Origin of the sequence: Haloglomus litoreum (assembly GCF_029338515.1) — an archaeon.
Classification (GTDB): domain Archaea; phylum Halobacteriota; class Halobacteria; order Halobacteriales; family Haloarculaceae; genus Haloglomus; species Haloglomus litoreum.
Map to the genome: position 1 here is coordinate 3,472,319 of NZ_CP119988.1, position 24,199 is coordinate 3,496,517.

Consider the following 24,199-nt stretch of genomic DNA (forward strand, 5'->3'; position numbering starts at 1 on the left):
GGCGGGCCGGAGAGCCGCGCGGGCGCGTCAGACATCACCCCGAGAGCGGCGCGCACGCCGGCGGCCGGGACCGGATTCCGTATCGTCGCTGACGGTTTATCCCCATCACCCACTCGAGAACCGGCAAAAGCGCGCATCGGCGTCAGACACGCGTGCGACGGCGGAGAAAGCTACTTACGGGACGTAGGCATCCGACCGGACAGAATGGACTCGCTGATCGAGGACGCCATCGACGAGGCCGAGAATAGGGAGGAGGAGGGCCCGGCTGGGGACGGGCCGGCGAACTCGAACGACCACTCACCGAACACGTCGGGCACCATGACCGACGAGGAGCTGGCGAGTGTCGTCGAGGACCTCGAGACGAAGATCACCGTCGTCGGCTGCGGCGGTGCCGGCGGCAACACCGTCACCCGGATGGACCGCGAGGGCATCCACGGTGCGAAGCTGGTCGCGGCCAACACCGACGCCCAGCACCTCGCCACCGAGGTCGAGGCCGACACGAAGATCCTCATCGGCCGCCAGCGGACCGGCGGCCGCGGCGCGGGCTCGGTCCCGAAGATCGGGGAGGAGGCCGCCCAGGAGAACATCGACGACATCAACGCCGCCATCGACGGCTCGGACATGGTGTTCGTCACCGCCGGGCTGGGCGGCGGGACGGGGACGGGCTCTGCCCCCGTCGTCGCACAGGCCGCCCAGGAGCAGGGCGCCCTGACCATCGCGGTCGTCACGGTCCCGTTCACCGCGGAGGGTGAGCGCCGGCGGGCCAACGCCGATGCCGGCCTGGAGCGCCTACGGGCCGTCGCGGACACCGTCATCGTCATCCCGAACGACCGGCTGCTGGACTACGCGCCGAACCTGCCGCTCCAGGACGCCTTCAAGATCTGCGACCGCGTCCTGATGCGCTCGGTGAAGGGGATGACCGAGCTGATCACGAAGCCCGGCCTCGTCAACGTCGACTTCGCCGACGTGAAGACGATCATGGAGAACGGCGGCGTCGCGATGATCGGCCTCGGCGAGTCCGACTCCGAGAACAAGGCCCAGGATTCGATCCGCTCGGCGCTGCGCTCGCCGTTGCTCGACGTGGAGTTCGACGGCGCCAACTCCGCGCTCGTCAACGTGGTCGGCGGCCCGGACATGAGCATCGAGGAGGCCGAGGGCGTCGTCGAGCAGATCTACGACCGCATCGACCCGGACGCGCGCATCATCTGGGGCGCCTCCGTCAACCAGGACTTCGACGGCAAGATGGAGACGATGATCGTCGTCACCGGCGTCGAGAGCCCGCAGATCTACGGCAAGAACGAGGCCGCCGAGGGACAGGGTGGCCAGGCCGGACAGGTCGGCAACCTCGACGGGCAGGCCACCGACGGCGCCGGCGGCCAACAGCCCGCCTCCTCCGACGGCGGCATCGACTTCGTGGAGTAACGGCGACCCGGCACGGCCGCACTCTCTCGACTCTACCGCCCAGCACCAGGTATCGAGCACCTCCCAGTCGCTGGAACGGGTCCCCGACGGACAGCACGCTCGGCCGCTCGTTACACCAAATACCGTGGTAATCATGATGCTAATTTAAATACCCGAATTGCCTACGAAAGTGCAGAGCAGCGGTGACCAACAGAACCACCCCACAGAGGCGGGTATCGAAATCGGAACGGCATCACCCGGCGGTGTCCCGACAGCGAGTGCAGGTCGGCCTGGTCGTGCTGGCCGTCGTGGCGGCAGGCCTGGTCCCATTCGTCGGGCCGGCGAGTGCGACACGGACCACGGCTGCGGACGTCGTCATCGTGTTCGACCGGACGGTGGGTATGGACGCCGAGCGCGACACGTTCCGCGAGCGGATCGCCAACCTGACCGCCGACCTCGCGGCCGAGGACGTCGACATCCGGTACGCCGTCGTCGCCTACGAGGGGAACGATCCCGGCGACACGGAGCTGATCCAGGGGTTCACCAGGGACGCGGACCGGCTCCGGGAGGCGTTCGAGTTCGAACTCTTCGGGACCACGGAGAACGCCTCGCACGGCATCCGCCTCGCGACGGGCCTCGACTACCGCGAGGACGCCCGTCGCGTCGTGGTCGTGGTGACCGACGAGGACGACGACGGCACGATCACGGCCCGGACGGCCGCCCGCGAGGCACTCGAGGAGACGAACACCACACTGGTCGCCGTCTCCCCGGAGCGGAGACAGCCCAACGACCTGCGGCGGCTGGCCGAGAGCGTGGACGGGCGCTGGGTCGACATCGACAGGGGGGACTTCGAGGACGTGCTCGAGGAGACGTTCACGGTCCTCGACCAGGTCGTGCGGGGGTACGCACCTCCGGATCAGCCGGCCGAGTTCACACTCGATACCACGCTCAACCGGACGGAGGTCGAGATCGAGGAACCCGTCGCCCTGACCGTCGACATCAAGAACGTCGGCGGCCGGAACGGGTCGTTCATCTACCTCCTCCACATCGACGGGGACCTCGTGAACCAGAGCCAGGGTGGCATCCGCATCCGCCCCGGGGACACGGTGACGATCTCCGAGACGCTCATCTTCGACCAGCGGGGAGGCTACAACGTCGAGGTCAGCAATCGGCTCGTCGGCCGGGTCGTCGTCACCGCGCTCCGCGAGACGAACGCGACCGTCGGCCTCCGCGACACCGGCGCCGGCGGGGACAGGCTGGCCCTGTCGATCCGTGACCTCCGGGCCGACGAGACGGTCACGCTCGAACTCCCGGCGCTGCAGACCGGGCGTGAGGGCGGTGTGGTCTTCGACGAACTCCGGGTCGGGGCGAACGGCGTCGTCCGGAACCTGACCGCCGACGTGCGACAGACCGCGACCCGGCCGCCGAACGTCCCGAGAGAGCCCGACGACATCCGGCCGGCCCTGACCTGGCTCCACGTCGACCCAACCGGGACCGAACGCGTCGAGAACGTGACCTTCGGGCTCCGGGTTCGCGAGGCACGGCTCGAGGGGCTTCCCCCGGAGAACCTCGCCGTCTACCGCCACGCCGGAGGCGGCGGCTGGACCCGGCTCGCGACGACCTACACCGGCGAGGCCGGCGACGACTACCGCTACGAGGTGACCTCACCCGGCTTCTCGACGTTCGCCGTCGGCGCCCGCGATGGGACGTTCGAGGTCGTCTCGACGAACCTGAGCGACCGGAGCGTCGGCGTCGACGAGCCCGTGACGGTCACTGCCGTCGTCGAGAACGTCGGCGAGGTGGACGGCGACTACCGCGCGATCCTCAGGGCGAACGGGGAGTTCGTGAACGACACCGTGGTCCGCGTCCCGGCGGGCGAGACGCGGAACGTCTCGTTCACCGCCGCCTTCGACGCAGCCGGCGAGTACCGGCTCCGGGTGGGCGACCGGGGAGCGGGGCGGCTGACGGTCGTGGCGCCGGCGACATCGACAGCCACGCCGACGCCCGAGCCGACCCCGACCGACCCGGCCCCGGATCCGGCGACGCCCACCGCGACCCCGACGGCCGGGGAGGAGACGCCCGAACCGACCGCGAGCGACGGCCAGTCCGGGTTCGGCCCGGCCGTCGCGCTGCTCGCGCTCCTCGTGGGCGCGCTCCTCGCGACCCGCCGGCGTGACTGAACCGACGGGCCGTGACCGAGATGGGCGACCGACGGGGCCCGATCCGGGCGGACGTTTCGACTGGTAGCGACCCGACCGGCACTCGGAGACGGTTTCGGGGCGTTAACGAGGCGTTAATGCAACGGTATGCTGGGCAAGTCTATTCCGGCTACCAGCCTCCAGACGGTCGGATATGTATCACCAGGTGACAGAAGAGGCGGTACAGCAGACGGACACGACCACGGGGAGAGACAGTGGGCGCTGAGGCCAGAACCCGGGGAGGTTCCCGGGGGCAGACTCGCGTCAGGCAGGCAGTCGCTACCCTCGTGACGCTACTGGTCGTCACCAGCAGCTTCGTCGCGTTCGTCGCGGCACCGGTCGCCGGGCAGTCGACCATCACCGTCGACGACAGCGGCGGCGCCGACCACACGACCATCCAGGCGGCCATCGACGCCGCGAGCGCCGGCGACACCATCCAGGTCGCCGCCGGGACCTACACCGGGAGCATCAACGTCTCCAAGCAGCTCACGCTGCGGGGCGACCCCGGGGACTCCGCGGCTGGGGCCGGGCCGAACGCCCCCGTCATCGCCCCGAACGGTCGCGAGTACGGGTTCAACCTCACCGCCGACGCCTCGGGCACCGTCATCGAGGGGTTCGACATCGGTGCCTTCGGTGACGGCTCCATCTACCTGGACGTCGCGAGCGGCACCACGCTCTCGGACGTGACCATCCGGGACAACGACATCGACAGTGAGGACGACGCCGTCGACGGCCAGAGTCTCGACGGGAACCTCGTCCGGTTCACGTTCACGAGAAACTACCTGGACGGCGAGTACGGCGTCTACCTCGACGTCTACGGCGACACGTACGAGGACCTCGTCTTCACCGACAACGTCTTCGACGAGTTGGGCGACGAGATGATCTACCTCTACGTCAACGAGGACGGCACCACGGTCAGTGGCCTGACCGTCACGGGCAACGAGATGTCCGGCGAGTACGAGGCCGTCTACGTCTACGTGAGCGAGAACGACGACGGCGTCCTCACCGATGTCGACATCTCGGACAACACGATGGACTACGTCGACTCGGAGGCCATCGACATCTACGCGGCCGGTGTCGGACTGGAGGTGAGCGACATCCGGATCCAGGACAACGTCATCAGGTCCGACGACGAGGGCATCGAGGTCGACGTCTACGACGACGACGTGACCGTCGAGAACGTCGTCATCTCGGGCAACGACGTCGAGTCCGACGAGGAGGAGGCCATCGACGTCGACCTCGAGTCGTACGGCAACGGTGGCGACGGCGGTATCAGCGGCGTCACCATCTCCGAGAACACCGCCGGGTCGCCCGGTGACGAGGAGGCCATCGTCCTCTACGTCTACGGATCCGGAAACCCGATCAGCGACGTCAGCATCGTCGAGAACGTCGTCACCGGAGCCGAGGAGGACGGAATCGATGTATACGTCGAGCTCCAGGACGCGACCGCGACGAACGTCGCCGTCAGCCGGAACGAGGTCCAGTCGGCCGACCTCGATGGCATCGAGTTCGAGATCTACGGCGACAGCGGCGCCACGGTCAACGGCGTCGAGATCAGCGGCAACACGCTGACCGGCGACGATTACGGCGTCTTCTTCTACGTCGACGGTGTCGACCTGCAGAACGCGGTCATCTCGGAGAACACCATCGACGACGCGGGGGATGACGGTATCTACCTCTACGTCGGGGAGATCCCCTCGGGCGGGAGCGCCGAGGTCGACGTGACGCGGAACCTCGTCACCGGGAGCACCGAGTACGGCCTCTACGTCGAGGCGTCCTTGGTCGACACGGTGGACATCCTGGTCGAGCGGAACCAGTTCACGAGCAACGACGGCGGCATCCTCGTGACCGGCGACTTCGACCGGAGCGGCATCAACGTCACCGAGAACAACATCGTCGGCAACGGCGTCGGCGTGCAGAACAGCCAGGTCGCCCAACAGCAGGGCCAGGAGTACGTCGACGCTCGGAACAACTGGTGGGGCAACGAGACGGGTCCCGGCAGCCTGACCGCGACCACCGGCCTGTTCTTCGAGGACCCCGTCAGCGATGGCGTCCTCGCCAACGGAACCGGCGACCTGGTGAGTGGGAACGACAGCACCGGCCTCGCGAACGTCCGGTTCGCGCCGTTCGCCACCACCGCGTTCGACATCGCCGACCTGCCCGACCCGCCGACGCTGGGCGGTGGTGGCTCGCGCCCGGCGAAGTTCGCCATCACGGAGGACAGCATCTCGCCCCAGACGGTCGAGATCGGCGAGAGCACGACCGTCAGCTACGTCGTCACCAACACCGGCGGCCGGACGGGAACGTACGTCGCCCTGCTGACCGCCGACGGCAAGCTCGTCGACACGCAGGAGATCCGGCTCCGGGCCGGCGAGAGCGAGACGGTCACCCACGAGTTCGCACGTAACAATGCCGGCAGCTACTACATCCAGACCCGCACCTGGGTCATCGGCCGGCTGACGGTCACGCCGCTGCGCGAGACCAAGGCCGATGTGGAGTCCGACCTCCTGCGGGGCGGGGCCCAGATCACCATCACGGACCCGGTGACCGGTGAGCCGGTCTTCCTCGCGCTCCCGTTCACGGAGGCCAGCAACCAGACCGGCATCCACCTCGAATCGCTCAACCTCACGCTCGACGAGCGGACCGACTACGAGGTCGATGTCCAGCAGCCCGAGGACCTCGACCGGCTCGGCGTGGGCCCGGACGGCCCGATCCCGCTGGTCGGCGGCGGCACGCAGGAGTTCGGCTACTTCGTCATCGACATCGAGAGTGAGGGGAACGTGACGGGCGCCGAGTTCGTCTTCAGCATCCGGAAGGAACTGTACGAGCAGTTCGCCGGTGAGACCGACCCCACGGCCGGCACGACGCTGTACCGTTACGACCCCGAGACGGGGACCTGGGAGCGCTACGAGATGGAACTGGTCGGCGAGACCGACACGACCTACCGGTTCCGTGTCTCCACGCCCGGTTTCTCGGCCTTCGCGGTCGGGACGCCCGGGCCGGCGTTCGACGTGCGCAACGTCTCGCTCGCCCAGCAGACCATAGAGGCCGGCGACTTCGCCCGCGTCCAGGCGGTCGTCGAGAACACCGGCGAGCGCAACGGCACGTACACCGCCGTCCTCACCGTGGACGGCGACCGACGCGCCACCGAGGACGTGTTCGTCCCGGCCGGCGAGTCACGCGACATCGACTTCCGCGAGACCTTCCCCGAGGCCGGCAACTACGACCTCGCGCTCAACGATATCGCGGTCGGCACCCTGACCGTCGAGGCAGCGGCCACGCCGACGCCGACGGAGACGCCCACGCCGGAGCCGACGGAGACCTCGACCGAGGCTCCGACCGAGGCGCCCGAGCCGACGGACACGCCCACCGAGGCCGAGGAGACGCCGGCGACGACCGAGACCAGCGGTCAGCCGGGCTTCGCGCTCGTGACCGCGCTGCTCGCGCTGCTCGCAGCCGCGCTGCTGGCGGCCCGGCGGCGCGACCGCGACTGAGCGGGCACGCCGCCCGCCGACCGACCCCGTTTCCCGTTCCCACCCGCCTCCCAACCCCGAGCCGCCGCTCCGGCGGGACCAACAGGTATAGAAAGCCAGACTGGAAAGTGGGCGGCATGGAAGTACCGAAGGAACTCGGCGCGTATACCCGGGTGCTCAAGCTCGCGAGCACCCCCTCCTGGCAGGAGTTCTCCAGGGTCGCCCTCATCGCGGGCGTGGGGGTCATCCTCGTCGGCATCCTGGGGTTCCTGATCTTCGTCATGATGAGCTTCGTCCCCGGAGGTGTCTGAGGCCGTGCCCATCTTCGCCGTCAAGACCACTGCGAGCCAGGAACGCACCGTCGCGGACATGATCATGAACCGGGAGGAGGAGAGCGTCCACGCCGCGCTGGCGCCCGACTCGCTCACCTCCTACGTGATGGTCGAGGCCGACGACATCTCGGTGTTCGACCGCATCCTCGACGAGATCCCCCACTCCCGGGGCGTCGTCCAGGGCGAGTCCTCCATCGCAGAGGTGGAGCACTTCCTCTCGCCGAAACCGGACGTCGAGGGCATCGCCGAGGGCGACATCGTCGAGCTCATCGCCGGCCCGTTCAAGGGCGAGAAGGCGAAGGTCCAGCGCATCGACGAGGGCAAGGACCAGGTCACCGTCGAGCTGTACGAGGCGACGGTCCCGATCCCCGTGACCGTGCGCGGGGACCAGATCCGCGTACTGGACTCCGAAGAGCGATAATCCCCCCATCCTGCGGTTTTCGTAGCGTAATCCCGTTCTTGTAGTGTTGTGACAGTATTTCGTCAGGTAGTGCCGCTGCACGGCGCGAGCGCCGTGCACGGCCACGGCCACGAACCGAATCGGTTCCGCGCACGGCCACGGGTATAAACCGAACTGGGCGATATCGAATACGGGTCCGGGCGATATCGAATACGGGTCCGGGCGATATCGAATACGGGTCCGGGCGATATCGAATACGGGTCCGGGCGATATCGAATACGGGTCCGGGCGATATCGAATACGGGTCCGGGCGATATCGAATACGGGTCCGGGCGATATCGAATACGGGTCCGGGCGATATCGAATACGGGTCCGGGCGATATCGAATACGGGTCCGGGCGATATCGAATACGGGTCCGGGCGATATCGAATACGGGTCCGGGCGATATCGAATACGGGTCCGGGCGATATCGAATACGGGTCCGGGCGATATCGAATACGGGTCCGGGCGATATCGAATACGGGTCCGGGCGATATCGAATACGGGTCCGGGCGATATCGAATACGGGTCCGGGCGATATCGAATACGGGTCCGGGCGATATCACGCGGGTCCAGAACGATATCACGCGGGTCCCCGCGGGGGACCGGGGGCGTGCGTGGGTCCAAAGTAAAGTGGCTCTGCCGCGGAGTCCCTCGTATGGCCGACGACGACCTCGACGACGTCGACAGGGCGATCCTGTACGCACTGCAGGAGGACGCCCGGAACATGTCGTCCGGCGACATCGCGGAGCGAACCGGGACCTCGGACAGCACGGTCCGCAAGCGCATCCAGCGCCTCGAATCCGACGGGATCATCAAGGGGTACAGCGCCAGCGTCGACTACCAGAGATCCGGCTACCCGCTCCGGATGCTGCTCTACTGCACTGCCTCGATCCCGGAGCGTGGCGGGATGATCGCCGATATCCTGGAGATCGACGGCGTCATCTCGGTCCAGGAGCTGGTCACCGGCGAGCAGAACCTCCTCGTGACGGCCGTCGGCGAGTCCGACAGCGACATCACGCCCGTCGCGCAGGAACTCCTCGACATGGGACTGACGGTCGCCGACGAGGTACTCGTCCGGAGCCACGAGTCGACACCCTTCGGCAGGTTCGATCCCAGGGGGGATAGCTGATTCTCTAGACTTCGACGGATACACGAGCGAACGCGACGGTTCAACATCGGTACCTCTTCTCACCCCGCCCCGCCCGAACAGTCGTCTCGAGCCGGTGCCGTCCCTATCGGCTCGCGCAATCCTTGCCAGACCATAATGTTCTATAACACCCACCAGTGCGAACGAACCGGTCGAACAGATAGATTTAATAACCAATCTGTTCTCGAGGACAGGTGGAGACGACCAGTTGCGGTTCACAGGATCGCCGGTGATCGTGGCTGGCCGCTGGACGAACGATGTCAGGACACAGCCAATCGAAGACGGTCGGACCACTTCCGGACACGACGGCCGAGTCGCCGTTCGTGCCCGTCGCACTCACCTGGCTCGTCTGGTCGCTGCTGGCCGCGAGTCTCGGCGCCCTGGTCCTCCGAGTCCGGGGCGGGGCCGCGTGGGAGGTTCCGGGGCTCGTGGCCGTCGACGGGCTGACCGTCCTGATGTGGGTGGTCGTCACGTTCTTCAGCGGCATCGTCCACAGCTACTCGCGCCGCTACATGGCCGGGAGCGCCCGGAAGACGGCCTTCTTCGCCACCACGTCCGGCTTCACGGTGGTCGTGATGGCCCTGGTCGCGGCCGACCACGTCGCCCTGTTCGGCCTGCTGTGGCTCGTGATGGGCCTGCTGATGGCGAAGCTCGTCGGCATCGCCGAGGGCTGGGAGCAGGCGCAGGCGGCCGCGACGGTGGCCCGCCGGTACTTCCTCGCCAGCAGCGCGCTGCTCGGCGTCGCGCTGACGGCGCTGTGGTGGACGACCGGCGCGACGACCGTCTCGGGGATCGCCGCGGCCGCCGGCACGCTCGGCGGCCCGGTGTGGCTGGTCGCCGCCGCCGCGCTCGTGCTCGCGGCGATGATCCAGTCCGCCCTGGTGCCGTTCCACACCTGGCTGCTCTCCTCGATGACCGCGCCGACGCCGGCGTCGGCGCTGATGCACGCCGGGTTCGTCAACGCGGGCGGCATCCTGCTGACCCGCTTCGCCCCGGTCGTCACCGTCGACCCCGGGCTCATGCTCGCGGTGGTCGCCGTCGGCGGCGCCAGCGCCATCGGCGGCAAGCTCCTGAAATCGGTCCAGACGGACATCAAGGGCAAGCTCGGCTGCTCGACGGTCGGCCAGATGGGGTTCATGATCATGCAGGCCGGCCTCGGCTTCTTCGGGGCCGCCATCACCCACCTCATCCTGCACGGGTTCTACAAGGCCTACCAGTTCCTGAGCTCGGGCGAACAGGTCGCCCACACCAGCCCGAGCGAGGGGACCCCGCACACGACGGAGCGACTGACGAGCGTCGTCGGTGTCGTCGTGATGCTGCTGACCGGCCTGGCCGGCGGCGCGCTGTTCGCGGTCCTGACCGGGAAGGGGACCACCATCGACAGTGGCCTCCTGCTGACCTTCTTCGTGACGTTCACCACGCTCCACGCCGCTCGAAGCGCGGTCCAGCGCACGTCGTTCTCGCCGGTGGCTCGCTACGGCGCCGTCCCGCTGGTCTTCCTCCCGGCCATCGTCATCTACGCCGTGGTCTACGGGGCGGTCTCCGGGCTCCTGTCCGGCGTCCCGATGGTCACGGCGCCGACCGAACTGACCCTGCTCCACGGCGCCCTGGCCGTCGTCTTCACCGCCATCTACGTCGGCATCGAGACCGGCGTCCACGAGAGGAGCCAGCGCCTCTACGTGGCGCTGCTGAACGCCGGCCAGCCGTCCGCGGACACCGTGCTGACTGCCTCGGAGGACTACAATGAGTACTGACGCACCCATCGACGACAGCATCGACAGGGCCGCGACCATCGTCGGCTCGCTCTGGCCCATCCACTCGTTCGTGACCGCGAACCCCCTCTCGGGGTTCGAGGACCAGCCGTTCGACGAGGCCGTCGCGCAGGCGGCCGGGCTGCTGGGTGGCCGTGGCTACCCCAGCCCGGAGACGTTCCGTGCGGCGCTGGATCACGGCCAGATCGACCCGGAGCACCTCGGGACGGAACTCGCCGCTGCCGGCTACGACGACGACCCCGAGGCGCTGCTCGACCGGATGGACGACAAAGTCGACGCCGAGGGCGGCGACGTCGAGGCCGACGCCGATACCGCCACGGACCACGTCGACCGGGTGCTGTCGAAGTGGCTGTCGGCCTTCCTCGACGAGGGGAGCGCCTACTGGTCGATGCCGAACCGCGAGGCGGGGTTCTACACCGCCTTCCGCGGAGTGGCCGAGCACGACGGCGACATCCCCGACGCGGGGATCGTCGCCGACCTGCCCGAGGAGCCGGCCGCGGCCATCGAGCGGGTGCTGGAGCCGTTCCCGGAGCACCAGTGGGTACCCATCTTCGAGGAGCAGCTGACCGCCCTCCCCGGCTGGACGGGGTTCATCAAGCAGCGGGTCGCCGACGGGGGCGAGTGGCAGTCGACGTACCCCATCTCGCTGAAGGAGTACCTCGCGGTGCGTCTGGCGCTGCTGGACGCCGTCGACGCCGACATCGAGCCCTCGAACGACGGCGTCGACGCCCACCCCGCGGACGAACTCGCCGGGGCCTTCCTGCGCGCCTGGGAGGCGACCTACCGCGAGGACCTCGTCGAGGCCGTCGCGACGGACGGCCGGTCGCTGGCCGACGACGAGCCGTCGGGCCGCCCGGACGCCCAGCTGGTCTTCTGCATCGACACCCGCTCGGAGGTCATCCGTCGCCACATCGAGGCGACGGGCGACTACGAGACCCACGGCTACGCCGGCTTCTTCGGCATCCCGATGGAGTACCAGGGGTACGAGGCCGACGTGGCGGTCGACGCCTGCCCGCCGATCCTCGACCCCCAGCACCGCATCACCGACCTCCCGACCGACGACACGACACAGGAACGCCACGACCGCTGGACGGGCATCCGCGAGGCCGCCGACGAGGTCATCGAGACGCTGGAGGCCAACGCCGCCACGGCCTACGGGTTCGTCGAGACCGCCGGGAGCGGCTACGGGTTCGCGCTCGCGGCCCGCACGCTCGTCCCCGAGCGCGTCCGCGACCTGTTCACGGCTGCCGACGACGCGGTGCCCGACGACCACGAGTTCTGCGAGCCGCTGGTCCACCACCAGCACCAGTACGCCGGCGACCTCCCGGTGGGGATGACGACCGAGGAGCGGGTCGAGTACGCCGCGACCGCCTTCGACCTGATGGGCTGGGAGGAGTTCGGCCGCCTGGTCGTCTTCGCCGGCCACGCCGGCGAGACGGCCAACAACCCGTACGATTCGAGCCTGGACTGTGGCGCCTGTGCCGGCAACCCCGGTGGCCCGAGCGCTCGCGTCCTCGCGACCATCTGCAACGACGAGGAGGTGCAGGCGGGCCTCCGCGAGCGTGGCCACGACATCCCCGAGGACACCGTCTTCCTCGCCGGCCAGCACAACACGACGACCGACGAGGTCGACCTGTACGACGGCCACGTGCCCGAGAGCCACGCCGAGGACCTCGCGCAGTTGCGCGCGGACCTCGAGACCGCTCGCGAGCACGCGACCGCCGAGCGCGCCGCCGAGATGGGTGCCGACGGCTCGGCGAGCGTCCGCGAGACCGAGCGCCGCGCCGCCGACTGGGCCGAGACCCGCCCCGAGTGGGGGCTGGCCGGCAACGCCGGCTTCGTCATCGGGCCCCGCGGCCTGACGAGCGACCTCGACCTCGACGGCCGCGCGTTCCTCCACTCCTACGACTGGTCGACCGACCCCGACGGGGACGCGCTGGAGGCCATCCTGACGGGCCCGATGGTCGTCACCCAGTGGATCAACACGCAGTACTACTTCTCGACGGTCGACAACGCCGTCTACGGCAGCGGGTCGAAGGTGACCCACAACCCCGTCGGGAACGTCGGCGTCTACCAGGGCAACGGCGGGGACCTGATGACCGGCCTCCCGCTCCAGTCGCTCATGGCGGCCGACGACGAGCCCCACCACCAGCCGCTCCGCCTCTCGACGGTGGTCCACGCCCCGGTCGAGCGCGTCACCGAGGTCCTGGCCGAGCACGGGGACGTGGCGGGACTGCTCGACAACGACTGGCTCTCGCTGACGGTCGTCGACCCGACGCAGGACCACCGCGCGTTCCACTACGAGTCGGACCTGGAATGGTCGGCGGCGTCGGAGGCGGTCGAGGCGCGCCCGGAGCCGCCGGAGGCCCGCGCGGTCGCGGACGACTGACCGGGGCGGACCGCTCGACCGACCGCGCGAGCGGCACGGCGCGTATCGACCGGTGCGGCGAGGGATCCTCGGACCAAACCGCTGCCCCCGATTTCCGGATTCTATCGAGCACTTGCACAGAGAGCTCACAACAGTACACGAGATTCGGCAGTCAGGGAGATAACCGTGCATCTCACCGTCTCCGCGGGGGCCGGCGTCCGCACGGCGACGGCGACCCGAACCCACAACGGCTTAGCCCCCGCCGGACCGACGCGGGGCCAGTGACAGACAGCGAGTTCCGGGTCGACCCGCACGTGAAGATCCTCGACGAGCGGGTCGTTCGGCGGGCCAAACGCCGCGGGCTGGATGCACTCGTCTACGCCCCACACTTCACGCGACTGCCCGACATCCGGGCGCGGGCGCGCCGCTTCTCCGACGAGGAACTGCTCGTGCTACCCGCTCGCGAGGTGTTCACCGGGAGCTTCCGCGAGCGCAAGCACGTCCTCGCGCTGGGGCTCTCCGAGCCGGTCCCGGACTTCATCACCCTGGACGCGGCGATGGCGGAGTTCGACCGGCAGGACGCCGCCGTCCTCGCACCGCACCCGGAGTTCGCGACCGTCAGCCTCGACGCCGACGACCTCGCCGAGTACCGCGACACGGTCGACGCCATCGAGGTCTACAACCCGAAGCACCTGCCGAGCCACAACGAGCGAGCGGGCGACCTCGCCAGGGAGACGGGCCTGCCCCCGTTCGGCTCCTCGTACGCCCACCTGCCGGGCACCGTCGGCGAGGTGTGGACCACCTTCGAGGAGCCACACTGGTCCGAGCGCGAACTGGTCACGGCGTTCCAGGAGGGTGCGCCCCGGCGGGTCCACCACCGCGACGGCCCCGGACACGGTGCGCGCTGCTTCGCCGAGACCGCACATCTGCTCTACGAGAACACCTGGGAGAAGATCGACCGCCTGTTCCTGCAGGGGACGGAACCGACCCATCCCCGACACATCGCCTACGACGGCCGGTTCGACGATGTGGCCGTGTACTGACGCACGGCCGCCCGCTCAGAACGTCAGGGGAAGGCCCACCAGCCAGCCGATCACCGCCGACGTGGGCTGGTTGCCCACACCGGGCGAGAACGGCAGCGCCGCGGTGAGCCGCTGGACGAGTCCGGGGGCGACGTGGACGAACACCGCGACCACGGCCAGCTCCAGGCCGGTGACGACGAGCGTCACGGCGTCCGCGTAGGAGCTGCTCGTCTTCACGCCGAACGGGAGGCCGAACTCCTCGTCCCAGAACGGGTGGAACAGCGCGATACCACGCTTCGATCCGACCATGTCCAGCACGTAGTGACTGACGACCCCGACCCAGACGTAGTGGAGGTTGTCGAAGTAGATGGGGTAGAACGCGAACACGGCGAGCACGGTGAGGCTGTGGAACGTCTTGCGGTGTCTGCCGAACTCGGTGTCGATGTCCGGGAACAGCGCACCCAACGTCACCGGGACGAGCGTCATCCCGATGGTGCGGAACGTCTCGATGTCGCCGGCCGGCTCGAGGACGTACCCCAGCCCGATGGCGAGCAAGACGCCGTTCAGGACGTGCCCTTTCTTGTTCATCGCGTGGGCCGAGGCGCGGGCGCCGGACAAGCGTTTCCGTCGAGGCTGCGAGCGTCAGACGCACAGCAGACGGCACCGCCGCACGGCTGGCCCCAACGCGTTTGCCATCCGGGGCCCGCCCCGGCCGGTATGCTGGTCGAACTCCTCGCGGTGGGTGGCCTCTCGGCGGCCGTCCTCGCGACCGGCCTCGCACTCCTGCTCCGGCCCGAGCGGGCAATCGAGTACCAGGAGCGGTACGCCGCGCGGGTCGGGTCGGTCGGCCCCGAGGACAACCCCTCGTACTACGACCGGACCCGAGCGGACCGCCGGGAGACGTTCCTGCTGGGCGGCCTCGTCCTCTCGCTGGTCGGCGGGGCCCTCCTCGCAGTCACCGTGTACGGGGCGTTCGTCGTCTGAGACGGCTGCAACCGTGGCATGGCGGTCTCAGATAGAGTCGATGTGGTGTTTCTTCGGCGGCCAGTCCTCCTCCAGGTCCTCGTCGGCCCGGTCGAGCATCCGCGCGATCCGCCCGCGCGTCTCCTCGGGCGCGATGGCCGCGTCCACGCCGACGCCCGAGGCGGCACGGATGGCGCCGGTCCGGTCCTGGAACTTCGCGACGAGTTCCTCGCGTTTCGCCTCGGGATCGTCGGCGGCCTCGATCTCGCGGCGGTAGGCCACATCGACGGCCCCCTCGATGCCCATCGCCGCGACCTTCGCGGTCGGCCAGACCACGGTGAGGTCGTTGCGCGCGGAGCGTCCGCCGCCCATCGCGACGTGGCCGAAGCCGTACCCCCGCCGGAGGACGACGTTGGCGATGGGAACGGTCGCCCGATTGAGTTCGTAGGGGAGCTTCCCGGCGTGGCGGGCGACCCCCTCGGCCTCCGAATCCGGCCCGGGCAGCACGCCGGGGGTGTCCTCGAACAGGAGGATGGGGAGGCCGAACGCGTCACAGAGCGAGGCGAAGCGGGCGGCCTTCTCCGAGGCGTCGGTGTCGATGGTCCCGGCCATCACGCGCGGCGCGTTGGCGACGACCCCGACGGGCTCGCCCTCGACCCGGGCGAAGGCGGTGACGATGTTGCGGGCGTAGTGGGCCTTCAGCTCGAACACCGAGCCCGCGTCCACGACGCCCGCGACGACATCGCGCACGTCGTACCCTTCTTCGGGTCGGCCGGGATGACATCCACGAGGTCCGCGGGTCGCGCTCGGGGTCCCGGGCGGCGACCGTCGGCGGGTCGCGCCGGCCGTTCCCAGCTGCGTCCGCGTCGTTCCCGGCACCATCCGTCGCCGCCTCGTCGGGCGTCTCGTCCATGTCACGGCGGCCGGGTGGCGCCCCGTTAGGGGTTGCCCCCGAACGCGACGGCCGACGACCGGTCCCGACGCGGCGGCCGGCTCAGTTCCGCCGCCGGCGCGCGCCGAGGCCGACGAGGACGGCCGCGAGCAGCGTCCCGACGACGCCGAACCCGTCCCCGCTCGCGCCGGAGGGGGTCAGTGGTGTCGCGGTGGTAGTCACGTCCCCGTCGGCACCGCTGGCCGACCCGGCATCGCCATCGCTGCCTGCACCGCTACCCGCACCGGAGTCGTCGGTCCCCGTCGGGGCCGTGGCCGCGCCACCCGCGGCGGTCGAGCCCCCGTCTTCGGCCGGCGTGGCGGTCGCCGTCGCGTCGCGCACCGACACCGTGGCCGTGCGGTCGCCCGCCGTCACGGTGTACCCGCCCGCCGCCTCGAACGCCGTCGTCGCGGTGAGCGTGACCGACTCGCCCGGGGCGAGGCGCACGACGCGCCCGGTCAGCGTCCGACCGTCGGCGGCGAGCGCGACGCTCCCGTTCGCCGGGCGCTCCGCACGATTCGTGACGACGGCACGCGCCTCGACCGACTCGCCGACGCGGGCCGTCTCGGGAACCCGCAGCCCGGTGACCCGCGGCGCCGCCGGCGGCCGGACCGTCACGGCGCGGGTCGACTCACCGAGCCGGAGCGTCGTCTCCGCGGGCGCGTCGAACGGGACCGTCCACGAGAGGTCGGTCGAAGCGCCGGCGGCGAGTTCGCCCGTCCTGGTGCCGACCGCCCGGTCGCCACGCCGGAGCGTGATGGCGTAGTCGCCGGCGGTGTCGCCGGTGTTCGTCGCGGTCGCGCGGACGACGACCCGCTCGCCGGGGACGAGTGTCGGCAGCGTCCCGACCGTCGTCGTCCGGTAGGGCCCCTCGACCCGGAACCCATCGAACCGGTAGTCGAAGTCCGCGACCCCGCCGAAGACGTCGGCGTACGCCGAGCGGTTCAGGGTCTCCGGCGTGGCGTCGGTCTCGGTGTAGCGGCGCGCGACCTCGCGGGCCCCGGTCCCGCCGACCGCCTCGACGCTCCCGAGGAAGGTCGACTGGTCGAGGCGGCCGCCGTCGGCGCGGTCCTGGGCGCGACGGATGGCGTCCTGGAGCGTGGCGCGGCCGTCGGTCTCGACCCGGATGCGACGGTCGATGGCGGCGAACGCCAGCGCCCCCTTCCAGTAGTGCGCGGTCGTCCCCTGCCAGGTGTCCGGCTCCGCGAGCACCACGTCGGCGTACCGGGGGCGCGTCCCGATGCGGAGGTGGCGACGGTACTGGGAGTAGTTGATGCGGCCGCTCCGGAGCCCGCGCCTGACGGCGTAGTAGTCGGCCATCCCCTCGTAGCTCCACCGCGTCGCGGTCGTCGGCCGGTAGGTCTGGCGGGTGTGGACGTACTCGTGGTCCCAGACGTTCTCCGGCGTGTCCAGGCGCTGGAGGTCACGGACCCAGAAGTCCGAGGCCCCGCGCTGGAGGCCCGTCGAGCCGTAGTCGACGCCCTCGGTCGGGGCGGCGATGGCCAGCACCTCGTCGTCTGCCGGGCCGAAGGTCAACCCCTCGGCGGTGCCGGCGAGCGCGTCCAGCACGTCCGCCGGCGACTCGCGGAGGTCCGCCGCGCGGGGGACGGCGAGCGTGATGCGCTGGCCGCCGACCGTCCGGGCCGTCGTCTCGACCGGCCCCAGGTACAGCAGTGAGTCGCCGGCGACACCCTGGCCGGCGACCGCGTTGTCGGTGCGGATTGGCTGGCGCTGCCCCGTGCCGGAGTAGGTCACGCCGAGACGGGGGGCCTTCATCAGTGCCCACGCCCCGGTGTCGACGAAGAGGTAGCCGCTCGTCTCCGAGCCCTCCCGCCCCCGGGTGACCGTCTCGTTGACGGGCAGGCGGTAGGTCAGCGACGGCGTGTCGGTGGTCCGGGTCCACTCGTACTGGTGGGGGCCGCGCTGGCTGAACCCCTCGATGTTCGTGACCGTCGCGTCCGCGGGCACCTCGGCGGTCAGCGAGGTGACGCCGCCCGGGACCGTGAAGCCGGCCGCGACGTCGACCTCACCCGGCCGGTCCGGCGTCAGCGACGCGGTGAAGTCGATGTGGAGGCCGCCGTGCGGGCTCGTTGCGGCACCCGTCCCGGTCGCTCCCGCGGCCGCTCGGGCGTCCGCTCCCGCGTCCGGCGTCCGCGCGCCCGCGAGCGGGACGGCGGCGGTACTCGCGACGAGGAGGACCACGAGGAACAGGGCAGAGGCCGCCGGCGACCGGACACGGTGTCGGAACCGGGTCATCTACCGCCCGTTCGGCCCGGAGTGGGATAACCTTCCGGCGACCGGACCCGGCGGCCCCCCAGGCCACGCCCTCGGGGACGGCCGGCAGCCGCCCCGGGGCGCAGGGAGTGGGCTGGCATCGGCCGGGCCCAAACGGTTTAGTCGGCGGACCGATTACCGGAAGGAAGATGGCCTCCAGTCACGCGGCCGGAGAACTGCCGGACGCGGTCCCCGAGGAGGCCGCTGGCTGGGCGGTCGCGGCCCTGGGACTGGCGCTCGTCACCGTCGGCGTCGCCTACTTGGCGGCCAGCCCGGACGCCGCGCTCTTCGACACCGCCATCGCGAGCCTACCGGGCGCGGCCACGACGGGCCTCTGGTTCCTCTCGCGCCGCCTGTGGTCCGAGCCGGAACACCAGCCGCGCCTGCTCCGCTGGACGCTCATCGGCGGCACCATCCTGGGCGGACTCATCCTCGTCGTGGTCCTCGTGCAGGGGACCGGCCTGCGCGAGTCGCTCCTGCTCCTCCAGTTCATGACCGGTGTCGGCACCGCCGCCGGGGTCGCCATCGGCACCAGCGAGGCCCGGAGCGTCGAGGCGGCCCGCCGGGCCGAGCGCGCCCGCGTCTCCGCCGAGCACGTCCGCGAGGAGCGCGACCGCCTGCGCTTCCTCAACAACCTGCTGCGGCACAACGTCCTCAACAAGGTCCAGATCATCCGGGCGTACACGCGCGACGTCTCGGAGCGACACGACGGCGAGTTCGACGACGAACTGGAGACGACGATGGAGCAGACCCAGGAGATCGCCGAACTCATCGAGAACGTCCGACACCTTGTCCAGGCGACCACCGACGACCGGCCGGCACGGGCGGTCGACCTGCAGGCCGCGGTGGCGGCCGCCATCGACTCCGTCGAACCCGAGGCCGGCGTGACCATCGAGACGGACGTGCCCGCGGTCGAGGTCCGGGGCGACGACCTCCTGAAGTACGTCGTCGAGAACCTCGTCCGCAACGGCGTCCAGCACCACGACCGGGACGACCCGACGGTCCGGGTGCGCGCGACCGTCGAGGACGAGTCGGTCCGCCTGTACGTGACCGACGACGGACCCGGCATCCCGAACGGGCGGAAGGAGGACGTGCTGACCCCCGGCGAACACGGGGACAGCGGCCTCGGGCTCCACCTCGTCCGGACCGTCGTCGAGGGGTACGGCGGCGGGGTCGCCATCCGGGACAACGAACCCCGAGGGACGGTCGTGGAGCTGACGCTCCCCCGCACCGAGGAGTGAATCACCGATTACGGACGTGTAATCGGACCCATCCATATAGTCTCGGAGATACCCACATATAGAGAGTATTAGAAGTGAACCCCAGAGATTATCGATATATGAAGGCAGTCGGCGTGAGCCGTCAGTCGTCGGCGGTCGGTGCGGCGACCGGTTCGACCGCGAGTTCCAGCCGGACGCCCTCGACGTCCTCGAAGGTCTCGCGGTGTGCGTCCTCGCCGAGGTCGTCGACGAACGACTCGACGCGGACCTCCTCGGCGATGTAGTCCTCGCGGTCCCGGACGAGGTCGGCGACGCGGTCGTCGTCGACGGCCATGGCGACGCGGACCTCCGTGTCGATGTCCAGGTCGAGGGCCTTGCGCATCTCCTGCAGGCGGCGGACGACCTCGCGGGCGTAGCCCTCCCGCTCGATGTCCTCGGTGAGCGCGGTGTCGACGTAGACGACGCCGCCGGCGAACTCGACGCCGCTGACCTCGGGTGGCGTGTTCGTCTCGAACTCCACCATCTCCGCGGTCAGGTCGACGTCCATCCCGGTCGCGTCGGCGACGGCGCGTTCGAGCGCGTCGAGGGTGGGTTCGCTCACCTCGGCGTCGTTGAGCGCGTTCATCACGTCGCCGGCGTCGGGGCCGAACTCCGGCCCGAGGACGGACATGTCGGCGCGGGCGCTGTAGGTGACCTCGCCCCAGTCGTCGCCGGGTTCGACGAGTTCGACCGTCTGGGCGTTGAGCCGCTCGCAGAGCAGGTCGCGGTGGCGGGCGACGGCGTCGACGGTCCGCTCGTCGTCGGCCACGACCACGACGCGGGTGACGGGCCACCGGAGCGACCGCTCGGCCTGCTGGCGGGCGTCGGCGCCGGCCTCCTCGACCTCGCGCAGGCGCCGGACGTCCTCCTCCAGTTCGGCGTCCCGCCAGCCCTCGTCGGCCGCCGGATAGTCGCACATGTGGACCGTCGGGTGGCCGGCCTCGCCGGTGAGGTGGCCGTACACCTCCTCGGCGGCGAACGGCGCGAACGGCGCGAGCAGCGCGGTCACCTCCTCGAGGACGCGGTAGAGGGTGGCGTAGGCGGCGGTCTTGCTCGGGTCGTCCTCCTCCATCCACATCCGCTCGCGGACGGCCTGGACGTAGAACCGCGAGACGTCCTCGACGACGAACTCCAGCAGCGTCGTCAGCGCGCGGTCCTGGCGGAACTCGGCCCAGTGGTCGGCCATCTCGGCCTCGACGGTCTGGAGCCGGGAGAGGACCCACTCGTCGACCGTTTCCAGCTCGTCGCGGACGTCGTCGAGCGACACGTCGTCCGGCGAGAACCCGTCCATCCGCATATACGGCAGCGGGAAGCGGAAGACGTTCCAGAGGATGTTGAGCCGGCGCTGCATATCCTCGGTCTCCTCCCACGAGAAGCGCATATCCTCGCCCTGCGGGTTCCGCGAGAGGAGGAACAGGCGCATCGGGTCGGCGCCGTGCTTCGAGATGACCTCGCCCGGCTCGACGGTGATGCCCTTGGACTTGCTCATCCCGCGGCCGTCGGGCATGTTGGCGTAGCCGTGCATCAGCACCTGCTCGTAGGGCACCTCGCCCAGCGCGGCGGTGCCCATCCCGAGCTGCGACCAGAACCAGCCCCGCGTCTGGTCGTGGGCCTCCATGATGAGGTCCGCCGGCCAGAGGTCGTCGAAGCGCGAGTCGTCGCTGGGGTAGTCCAGCGTGCCCCACGACGCCACCGAGGAGTCGAGCCAGACGTCGAACACGTCGGGGACGCGCGTGTACGTCACCCCATCGCGCGTGACGGTGAGGTCGTCGACGGTCGGGCGGTGGAGGTCCAGCTCGTCGGGGTCGACGTCCTGGTCGACGGCGTCGGCGAGTTCCTCGCGCGTGCCGAAGACGAGCGCGTCGTCCATCTCGCCGGACCACTCGGCGTCGGCCTCGCCCGCCTCGGGGTCGGGCGTCCAGATTGGGATGGGGATGCCCCAGTAGCGCTGCCGGGAGACGTTCCAGTCCGGCGAGTTCTCCACGAACTTCCGGAACCGGACGTCCCGGGCCTCCTGGGGATACCACTCGGAGTCGTCGATGTTCTCGAGCAGTTCGTCCTTGATGTCGGTCACCGTGATGAACCACTGGTCGGTGACGATCTGGACGATGTCCGTATCGCAGCGCCAGCACTGGCCGTAGTCGTGGACGTACGTCTCGTCGGCCAGCAGCAGGCCCTTCTCCTCGAGGTCGGCCCGGACGTCGGCGTTGGCGTCGCGGACGAACTGCCCGGCGTACTTGCCGGCCGACTCGTCGTAGACGCCGTCGCCGCCCACGGGGCAGAAGATATCGAGGCCGAGTTCGCGCCCGCGCTCGAAGTCCTCCTCACCGTGGCCGGGCGCGGAGTGGACCAGCCCGGTCCGGTCGACCTCGACGTAGTCGGCGGTGTACACCTGCAGGGTGCCCTCGCCGTCGGCGTGGTCGGGCACCTCGTCGGCGAGCGGGTGGTCGTACGCCCAGCCGACCATCTCCTCGCCCGCGAGTTCGGCCTCGACGGTGTAATCGTCGTAGCCGCCCTTCTCCATGACCGTCTCGACGACGTCGCTGGCGACGTACAGGACCTCCTCCTCGCCCCCCTTCTCGGCGCGGACCTCGGCGTAGGTCACGTCCCCGCCGACGGCGACGAACGTGTTGCCGGGGACCGTCCACGGCGTGGTGGTCCAGATGACGAGGTGGCCCTCGCGGTCGGCGAGCGGGAACTTCACGTAGATGGAGGGGTCCTCGACCTGGTGGTACTCGACCTCGTTCTTCGCGATGGCCGTCTCACAGCGCGGGCACTGCGTGATGGAGCGTTTCCCCTGCTCGACGAGCCCGCGCTCGTGGGCCTGCCGGAACCCCCACCACGCGGCCTCCATGTACTCCGGCGAGACCGTCTTGTACGGGTTCTCCCAGTCCATCCAGACGCCGAACGACCGGAAGTCGCTCTGGAGCCCCTCGAGTTGCTCCTCGGCGAACTGCTTGCACTCGTCGATGAAGTTCTCCATCCCGAACGCCTCGATGTCCTTCTTGTTCTCGAAGTCGAGGCGGTCCTCCACCTTCGTCTCGATGGGGAGGCCGTGCATGTCGTAGCCCGGGCGGTCGGTCACGTCGTAGCCCTGCATCCGCAGGTAGCGGATATAGGCGTCCTTCAGCGTCTTGTTCCAGGTGGTACCCATGTGGGCCGCACCGCTCGTGTACGGCGGGCCGTCGACGAAGAAGTAGTCCTCCCCGTCGGCCCGATGCTCGACCGTCCGTTCGTAGGCGTCGACCTCGTCCCAGAACTCGAAGACCCGGTCCTCGACCGCGTCCGGGTCGTACTGGTCCGGGACCTCGGCGAACCGTTCCATGCTCGTGTGTCAGAGCGGGTGGCGGTAAAGGCGAATCGGTCGGACAGGGAGGGCTGTCGGGGAGGAGGCAGGTGTCGGTCCACGCCCCTCTTCGTCGAGGGGCGTGGCGAGTACGGTGACCTTCGGAGCGGACGGGAGTGTGGTCGTGTATCTGTAGCGATTCGACGATGATAGAAGGGACGACAGCGACAGTGATGAGCTGTTGAAAGCCCCCGCGGGCTCGGGGCCCCGCGGCTCGCTGCGGTCCTCGGCCGCCAGTGGCGGCCTGCGGTCCTTACGTCGCCGGGGGACCGCCGAGCCCGCGGCCCCTTTTAGTCCCGCCCGATGCAGCCTTCCAGGGTTGCTTCGCACCATGCTGGCTCGGTGTGTGCGCTCCGTGGAACAGGCCAACTCGGGCGGGAATGGAAGGGGCTGGCCGTCTCGACCCATCCCGGGCGACGCAAGCACCGCAGCACACGCCCGGAACGGCGCGAGCGAAGCGAGCGCCGCATGCCCGGAATGCGAGGAGCGCAGCAAGCCCCGGATGGTCGAGCGGCCAGGGGCTTCCAACCCGTTCGTTACAGTCTAAAACCTGCCAGACCAATCGGCACAGCCAGCCCCTGTCTCTCACACCCCACGGACCGACCAGAACCCCTAAGCCCGCGCGCGGAGCGGTCCTCGCCATGTTCCGCAGTGGTTCCTTCGTCGCCGAGCACGTGACCCCGACGACCGACGAGCAGGTCCAGCCCAACGGCGTGGACCTCACGCTGGAGGCGGTGTTCCGCCAGCGCCAGCCCGGACGCATCACCACCGACGGCAAGTCCGTCGGCGCACGGTACGAGCAGGTGAACGAGCCCATCGGCGAGCCGCTCTCGGGCGAGGCTGGCTACGAGCACGAGGGGGACGACGAGGTCGACCGCGAGGGCTACCGGCTCTCGCCCGGCTACTACGTCGTCCGGTACGCCGAGGTCATCGGAATCCCCGAGGGCCACGTGGGCTTCCTCTACCCCCGCTCGTCGCTCCTCCGGAACTCGTGTATGCTGAACACGGCCGTCTGGGACGCCGGCTACGAGGGGAAGGGCGAGGGGCTCCTCCAGGTCGGTCACGAGATCGACATCGAGACCGGCGCCCGCATCGCGCAACTGACCCTCGCGGAGGCCGAGCACACCGGCGAGTACGACGGCGACTACCAGGGCGAGAACATCTGAACATCTATTCAAAACCTGAATCTGTGCGCGAACACCGGGCGGGGTCCGAACGAACGAGAGCATTGGCCCGTAACACGCCGACATAAGTGACCGGCTATCGACTG

16 protein-coding genes are annotated in these 24,199 nt (G+C 69.7%); 12 read left to right on the top strand and 4 right to left on the bottom strand.

The features are described from left to right. Window positions 1-204 precede the first annotated feature (204 nt). The 9 genes from ftsZ (at window position 205) to P2T62_RS17555 (ending at window position 14,177) form a co-directional block, all read left to right on the top strand. On the top strand, window positions 205-1,422 hold the full coding sequence (gene ftsZ, locus P2T62_RS17515) for a cell division protein FtsZ (RefSeq protein ID WP_276258305.1): 1,218 nt from the start codon (window positions 205-207) through the stop codon (window positions 1,420-1,422). Between the two features lie 242 nt (window positions 1,423-1,664). Next, a complete protein-coding gene (locus P2T62_RS17520) occupies window positions 1,665-3,581 on the top strand; it encodes a PGF-CTERM sorting domain-containing protein (protein WP_276258306.1) in 1,917 nt (638 codons plus the stop codon). Window positions 3,582-3,886: 305 nt separating this feature from the next. Next, entirely contained in the window at window positions 3,887-7,093 is a 3,207-nt protein-coding gene (locus P2T62_RS17525; protein ID WP_276258307.1) for a right-handed parallel beta-helix repeat-containing protein, read from the top strand. Between the two features lie 116 nt (window positions 7,094-7,209). Beyond that, window positions 7,210-7,383 carry a protein translocase SEC61 complex subunit gamma gene (locus tag P2T62_RS17530; RefSeq protein WP_276258308.1) on the top strand — a complete coding sequence of 58 codons (174 nt, stop codon included), beginning with the start codon at window positions 7,210-7,212 and terminating at the stop codon, window positions 7,381-7,383. A gap of 4 nt (window positions 7,384-7,387) precedes the next feature. After that, window positions 7,388-7,825 carry a transcription elongation factor Spt5 gene (locus tag P2T62_RS17535; RefSeq protein WP_276261636.1) on the top strand — a complete coding sequence of 146 codons (438 nt, stop codon included), beginning with the start codon at window positions 7,388-7,390 and terminating at the stop codon, window positions 7,823-7,825. Between the two features lie 677 nt (window positions 7,826-8,502). After that, window positions 8,503-8,976: an Lrp/AsnC family transcriptional regulator gene (locus tag P2T62_RS17540; RefSeq protein ID WP_276258309.1), complete on the top strand. Its 474-nt coding sequence runs from the start codon at window positions 8,503-8,505 to the stop codon at window positions 8,974-8,976. A 275-nt stretch (window positions 8,977-9,251) separates the two neighbouring features. Continuing rightward, complete coding sequence (locus P2T62_RS17545; RefSeq protein WP_276258310.1) at window positions 9,252-10,748, top strand: proton-conducting transporter transmembrane domain-containing protein; 1,497 nt, start codon at window positions 9,252-9,254, stop codon at window positions 10,746-10,748. Beyond that, window positions 10,738-13,155, top strand: coding sequence for a DUF2309 domain-containing protein (locus P2T62_RS17550; protein ID WP_276258311.1), 2,418 nt, complete (start codon window positions 10,738-10,740; stop codon window positions 13,153-13,155). Before P2T62_RS17545 ends, P2T62_RS17550 begins: the two co-directional genes overlap by 11 nt. 260 nt (window positions 13,156-13,415) lie before the next feature. Further along, window positions 13,416-14,177 (top strand): PHP domain-containing protein, encoded by a 762-nt coding sequence (locus P2T62_RS17555; RefSeq protein WP_276258312.1) that lies wholly within the window; start codon window positions 13,416-13,418, stop codon window positions 14,175-14,177. A gap of 15 nt (window positions 14,178-14,192) precedes the next feature. On the opposite strand, the gene P2T62_RS17560 is transcribed toward P2T62_RS17555, so the two are convergent. Continuing rightward, entirely contained in the window at window positions 14,193-14,744 is a 552-nt protein-coding gene (locus tag P2T62_RS17560; protein ID WP_276258313.1) for a metal-dependent hydrolase, read from the bottom strand. A 129-nt stretch (window positions 14,745-14,873) separates the two neighbouring features. Between P2T62_RS17560 and P2T62_RS17565 the strand changes: the two genes are divergently transcribed. Beyond that, window positions 14,874-15,140 carry a hypothetical protein gene (locus P2T62_RS17565; RefSeq protein ID WP_276258314.1) on the top strand — a complete coding sequence of 89 codons (267 nt, stop codon included), beginning with the start codon at window positions 14,874-14,876 and terminating at the stop codon, window positions 15,138-15,140. Window positions 15,141-15,167: 27 nt separating this feature from the next. Here the strand turns inward: P2T62_RS17565 and P2T62_RS17570 are convergent, their stop codons facing one another. Both P2T62_RS17570 and P2T62_RS17575 read right to left on the bottom strand, forming a co-directional pair. Beyond that, a complete protein-coding gene (locus tag P2T62_RS17570) occupies window positions 15,168-15,869 on the bottom strand; it encodes a carboxyl transferase domain-containing protein (RefSeq protein WP_420028383.1) in 702 nt (233 codons plus the stop codon). A 244-nt stretch (window positions 15,870-16,113) separates the two neighbouring features. Further along, window positions 16,114-18,306, bottom strand: a complete 2,193-nt coding sequence (locus P2T62_RS17575; RefSeq protein ID WP_276258316.1) for a hypothetical protein — start codon at window positions 18,304-18,306, stop codon at window positions 16,114-16,116. A 167-nt stretch (window positions 18,307-18,473) separates the two neighbouring features. On the opposite strand from P2T62_RS17575, the gene P2T62_RS17580 reads away from it, so the two are divergent. Continuing rightward, on the top strand, window positions 18,474-19,565 hold the full coding sequence (locus P2T62_RS17580; protein WP_276258317.1) for a sensor histidine kinase: 1,092 nt from the start codon (window positions 18,474-18,476) through the stop codon (window positions 19,563-19,565). A 121-nt stretch (window positions 19,566-19,686) separates the two neighbouring features. On the opposite strand, the gene ileS is transcribed toward P2T62_RS17580, so the two are convergent. Continuing rightward, window positions 19,687-22,908: an isoleucine--tRNA ligase gene (ileS, locus tag P2T62_RS17585; RefSeq protein WP_276258318.1), complete on the bottom strand. Its 3,222-nt coding sequence runs from the start codon at window positions 22,906-22,908 to the stop codon at window positions 19,687-19,689. A gap of 662 nt (window positions 22,909-23,570) precedes the next feature. On the opposite strand from ileS, the gene P2T62_RS17590 reads away from it, so the two are divergent. Beyond that, on the top strand, window positions 23,571-24,095 hold the full coding sequence (locus P2T62_RS17590; protein WP_276258319.1) for a deoxyuridine 5'-triphosphate nucleotidohydrolase: 525 nt from the start codon (window positions 23,571-23,573) through the stop codon (window positions 24,093-24,095). Window positions 24,096-24,199: the final 104 nt, after the last annotated feature.

Excerpts from the sequence above, each read along its gene's own strand:
- P2T62_RS17545 (WP_276258310.1), top strand. The coding sequence starts at position 9,252 with ATGTCAGGACACAGCCAATCGAAGACGGTCGGACCACTTCCGGACACG.
- P2T62_RS17580 (WP_276258317.1), top strand. The coding sequence starts at position 18,474 with ATGGCCTCCAGTCACGCGGCCGGAGAACTGCCGGACGCGGTCCCCGAG.
- ftsZ (WP_276258305.1), top strand. The coding sequence starts at position 205 with ATGGACTCGCTGATCGAGGACGCCATCGACGAGGCCGAGAATAGGGAG.
- P2T62_RS17590 (WP_276258319.1), top strand. The coding sequence starts at position 23,571 with ATGTTCCGCAGTGGTTCCTTCGTCGCCGAGCACGTGACCCCGACGACC.
- ileS (WP_276258318.1), bottom strand. The coding sequence starts at position 22,908 with ATGGAACGGTTCGCCGAGGTCCCGGACCAGTACGACCCGGACGCGGTC.
- P2T62_RS17540 (WP_276258309.1), top strand. The coding sequence starts at position 8,503 with ATGGCCGACGACGACCTCGACGACGTCGACAGGGCGATCCTGTACGCA.
- P2T62_RS17565 (WP_276258314.1), top strand. The coding sequence starts at position 14,874 with ATGCTGGTCGAACTCCTCGCGGTGGGTGGCCTCTCGGCGGCCGTCCTC.
- P2T62_RS17550 (WP_276258311.1), top strand. The coding sequence starts at position 10,738 with ATGAGTACTGACGCACCCATCGACGACAGCATCGACAGGGCCGCGACC.
- P2T62_RS17530 (WP_276258308.1), top strand. The coding sequence starts at position 7,210 with ATGGAAGTACCGAAGGAACTCGGCGCGTATACCCGGGTGCTCAAGCTC.
- P2T62_RS17560 (WP_276258313.1), bottom strand. The coding sequence starts at position 14,744 with ATGAACAAGAAAGGGCACGTCCTGAACGGCGTCTTGCTCGCCATCGGG.
- P2T62_RS17575 (WP_276258316.1), bottom strand. The coding sequence starts at position 18,306 with ATGACCCGGTTCCGACACCGTGTCCGGTCGCCGGCGGCCTCTGCCCTG.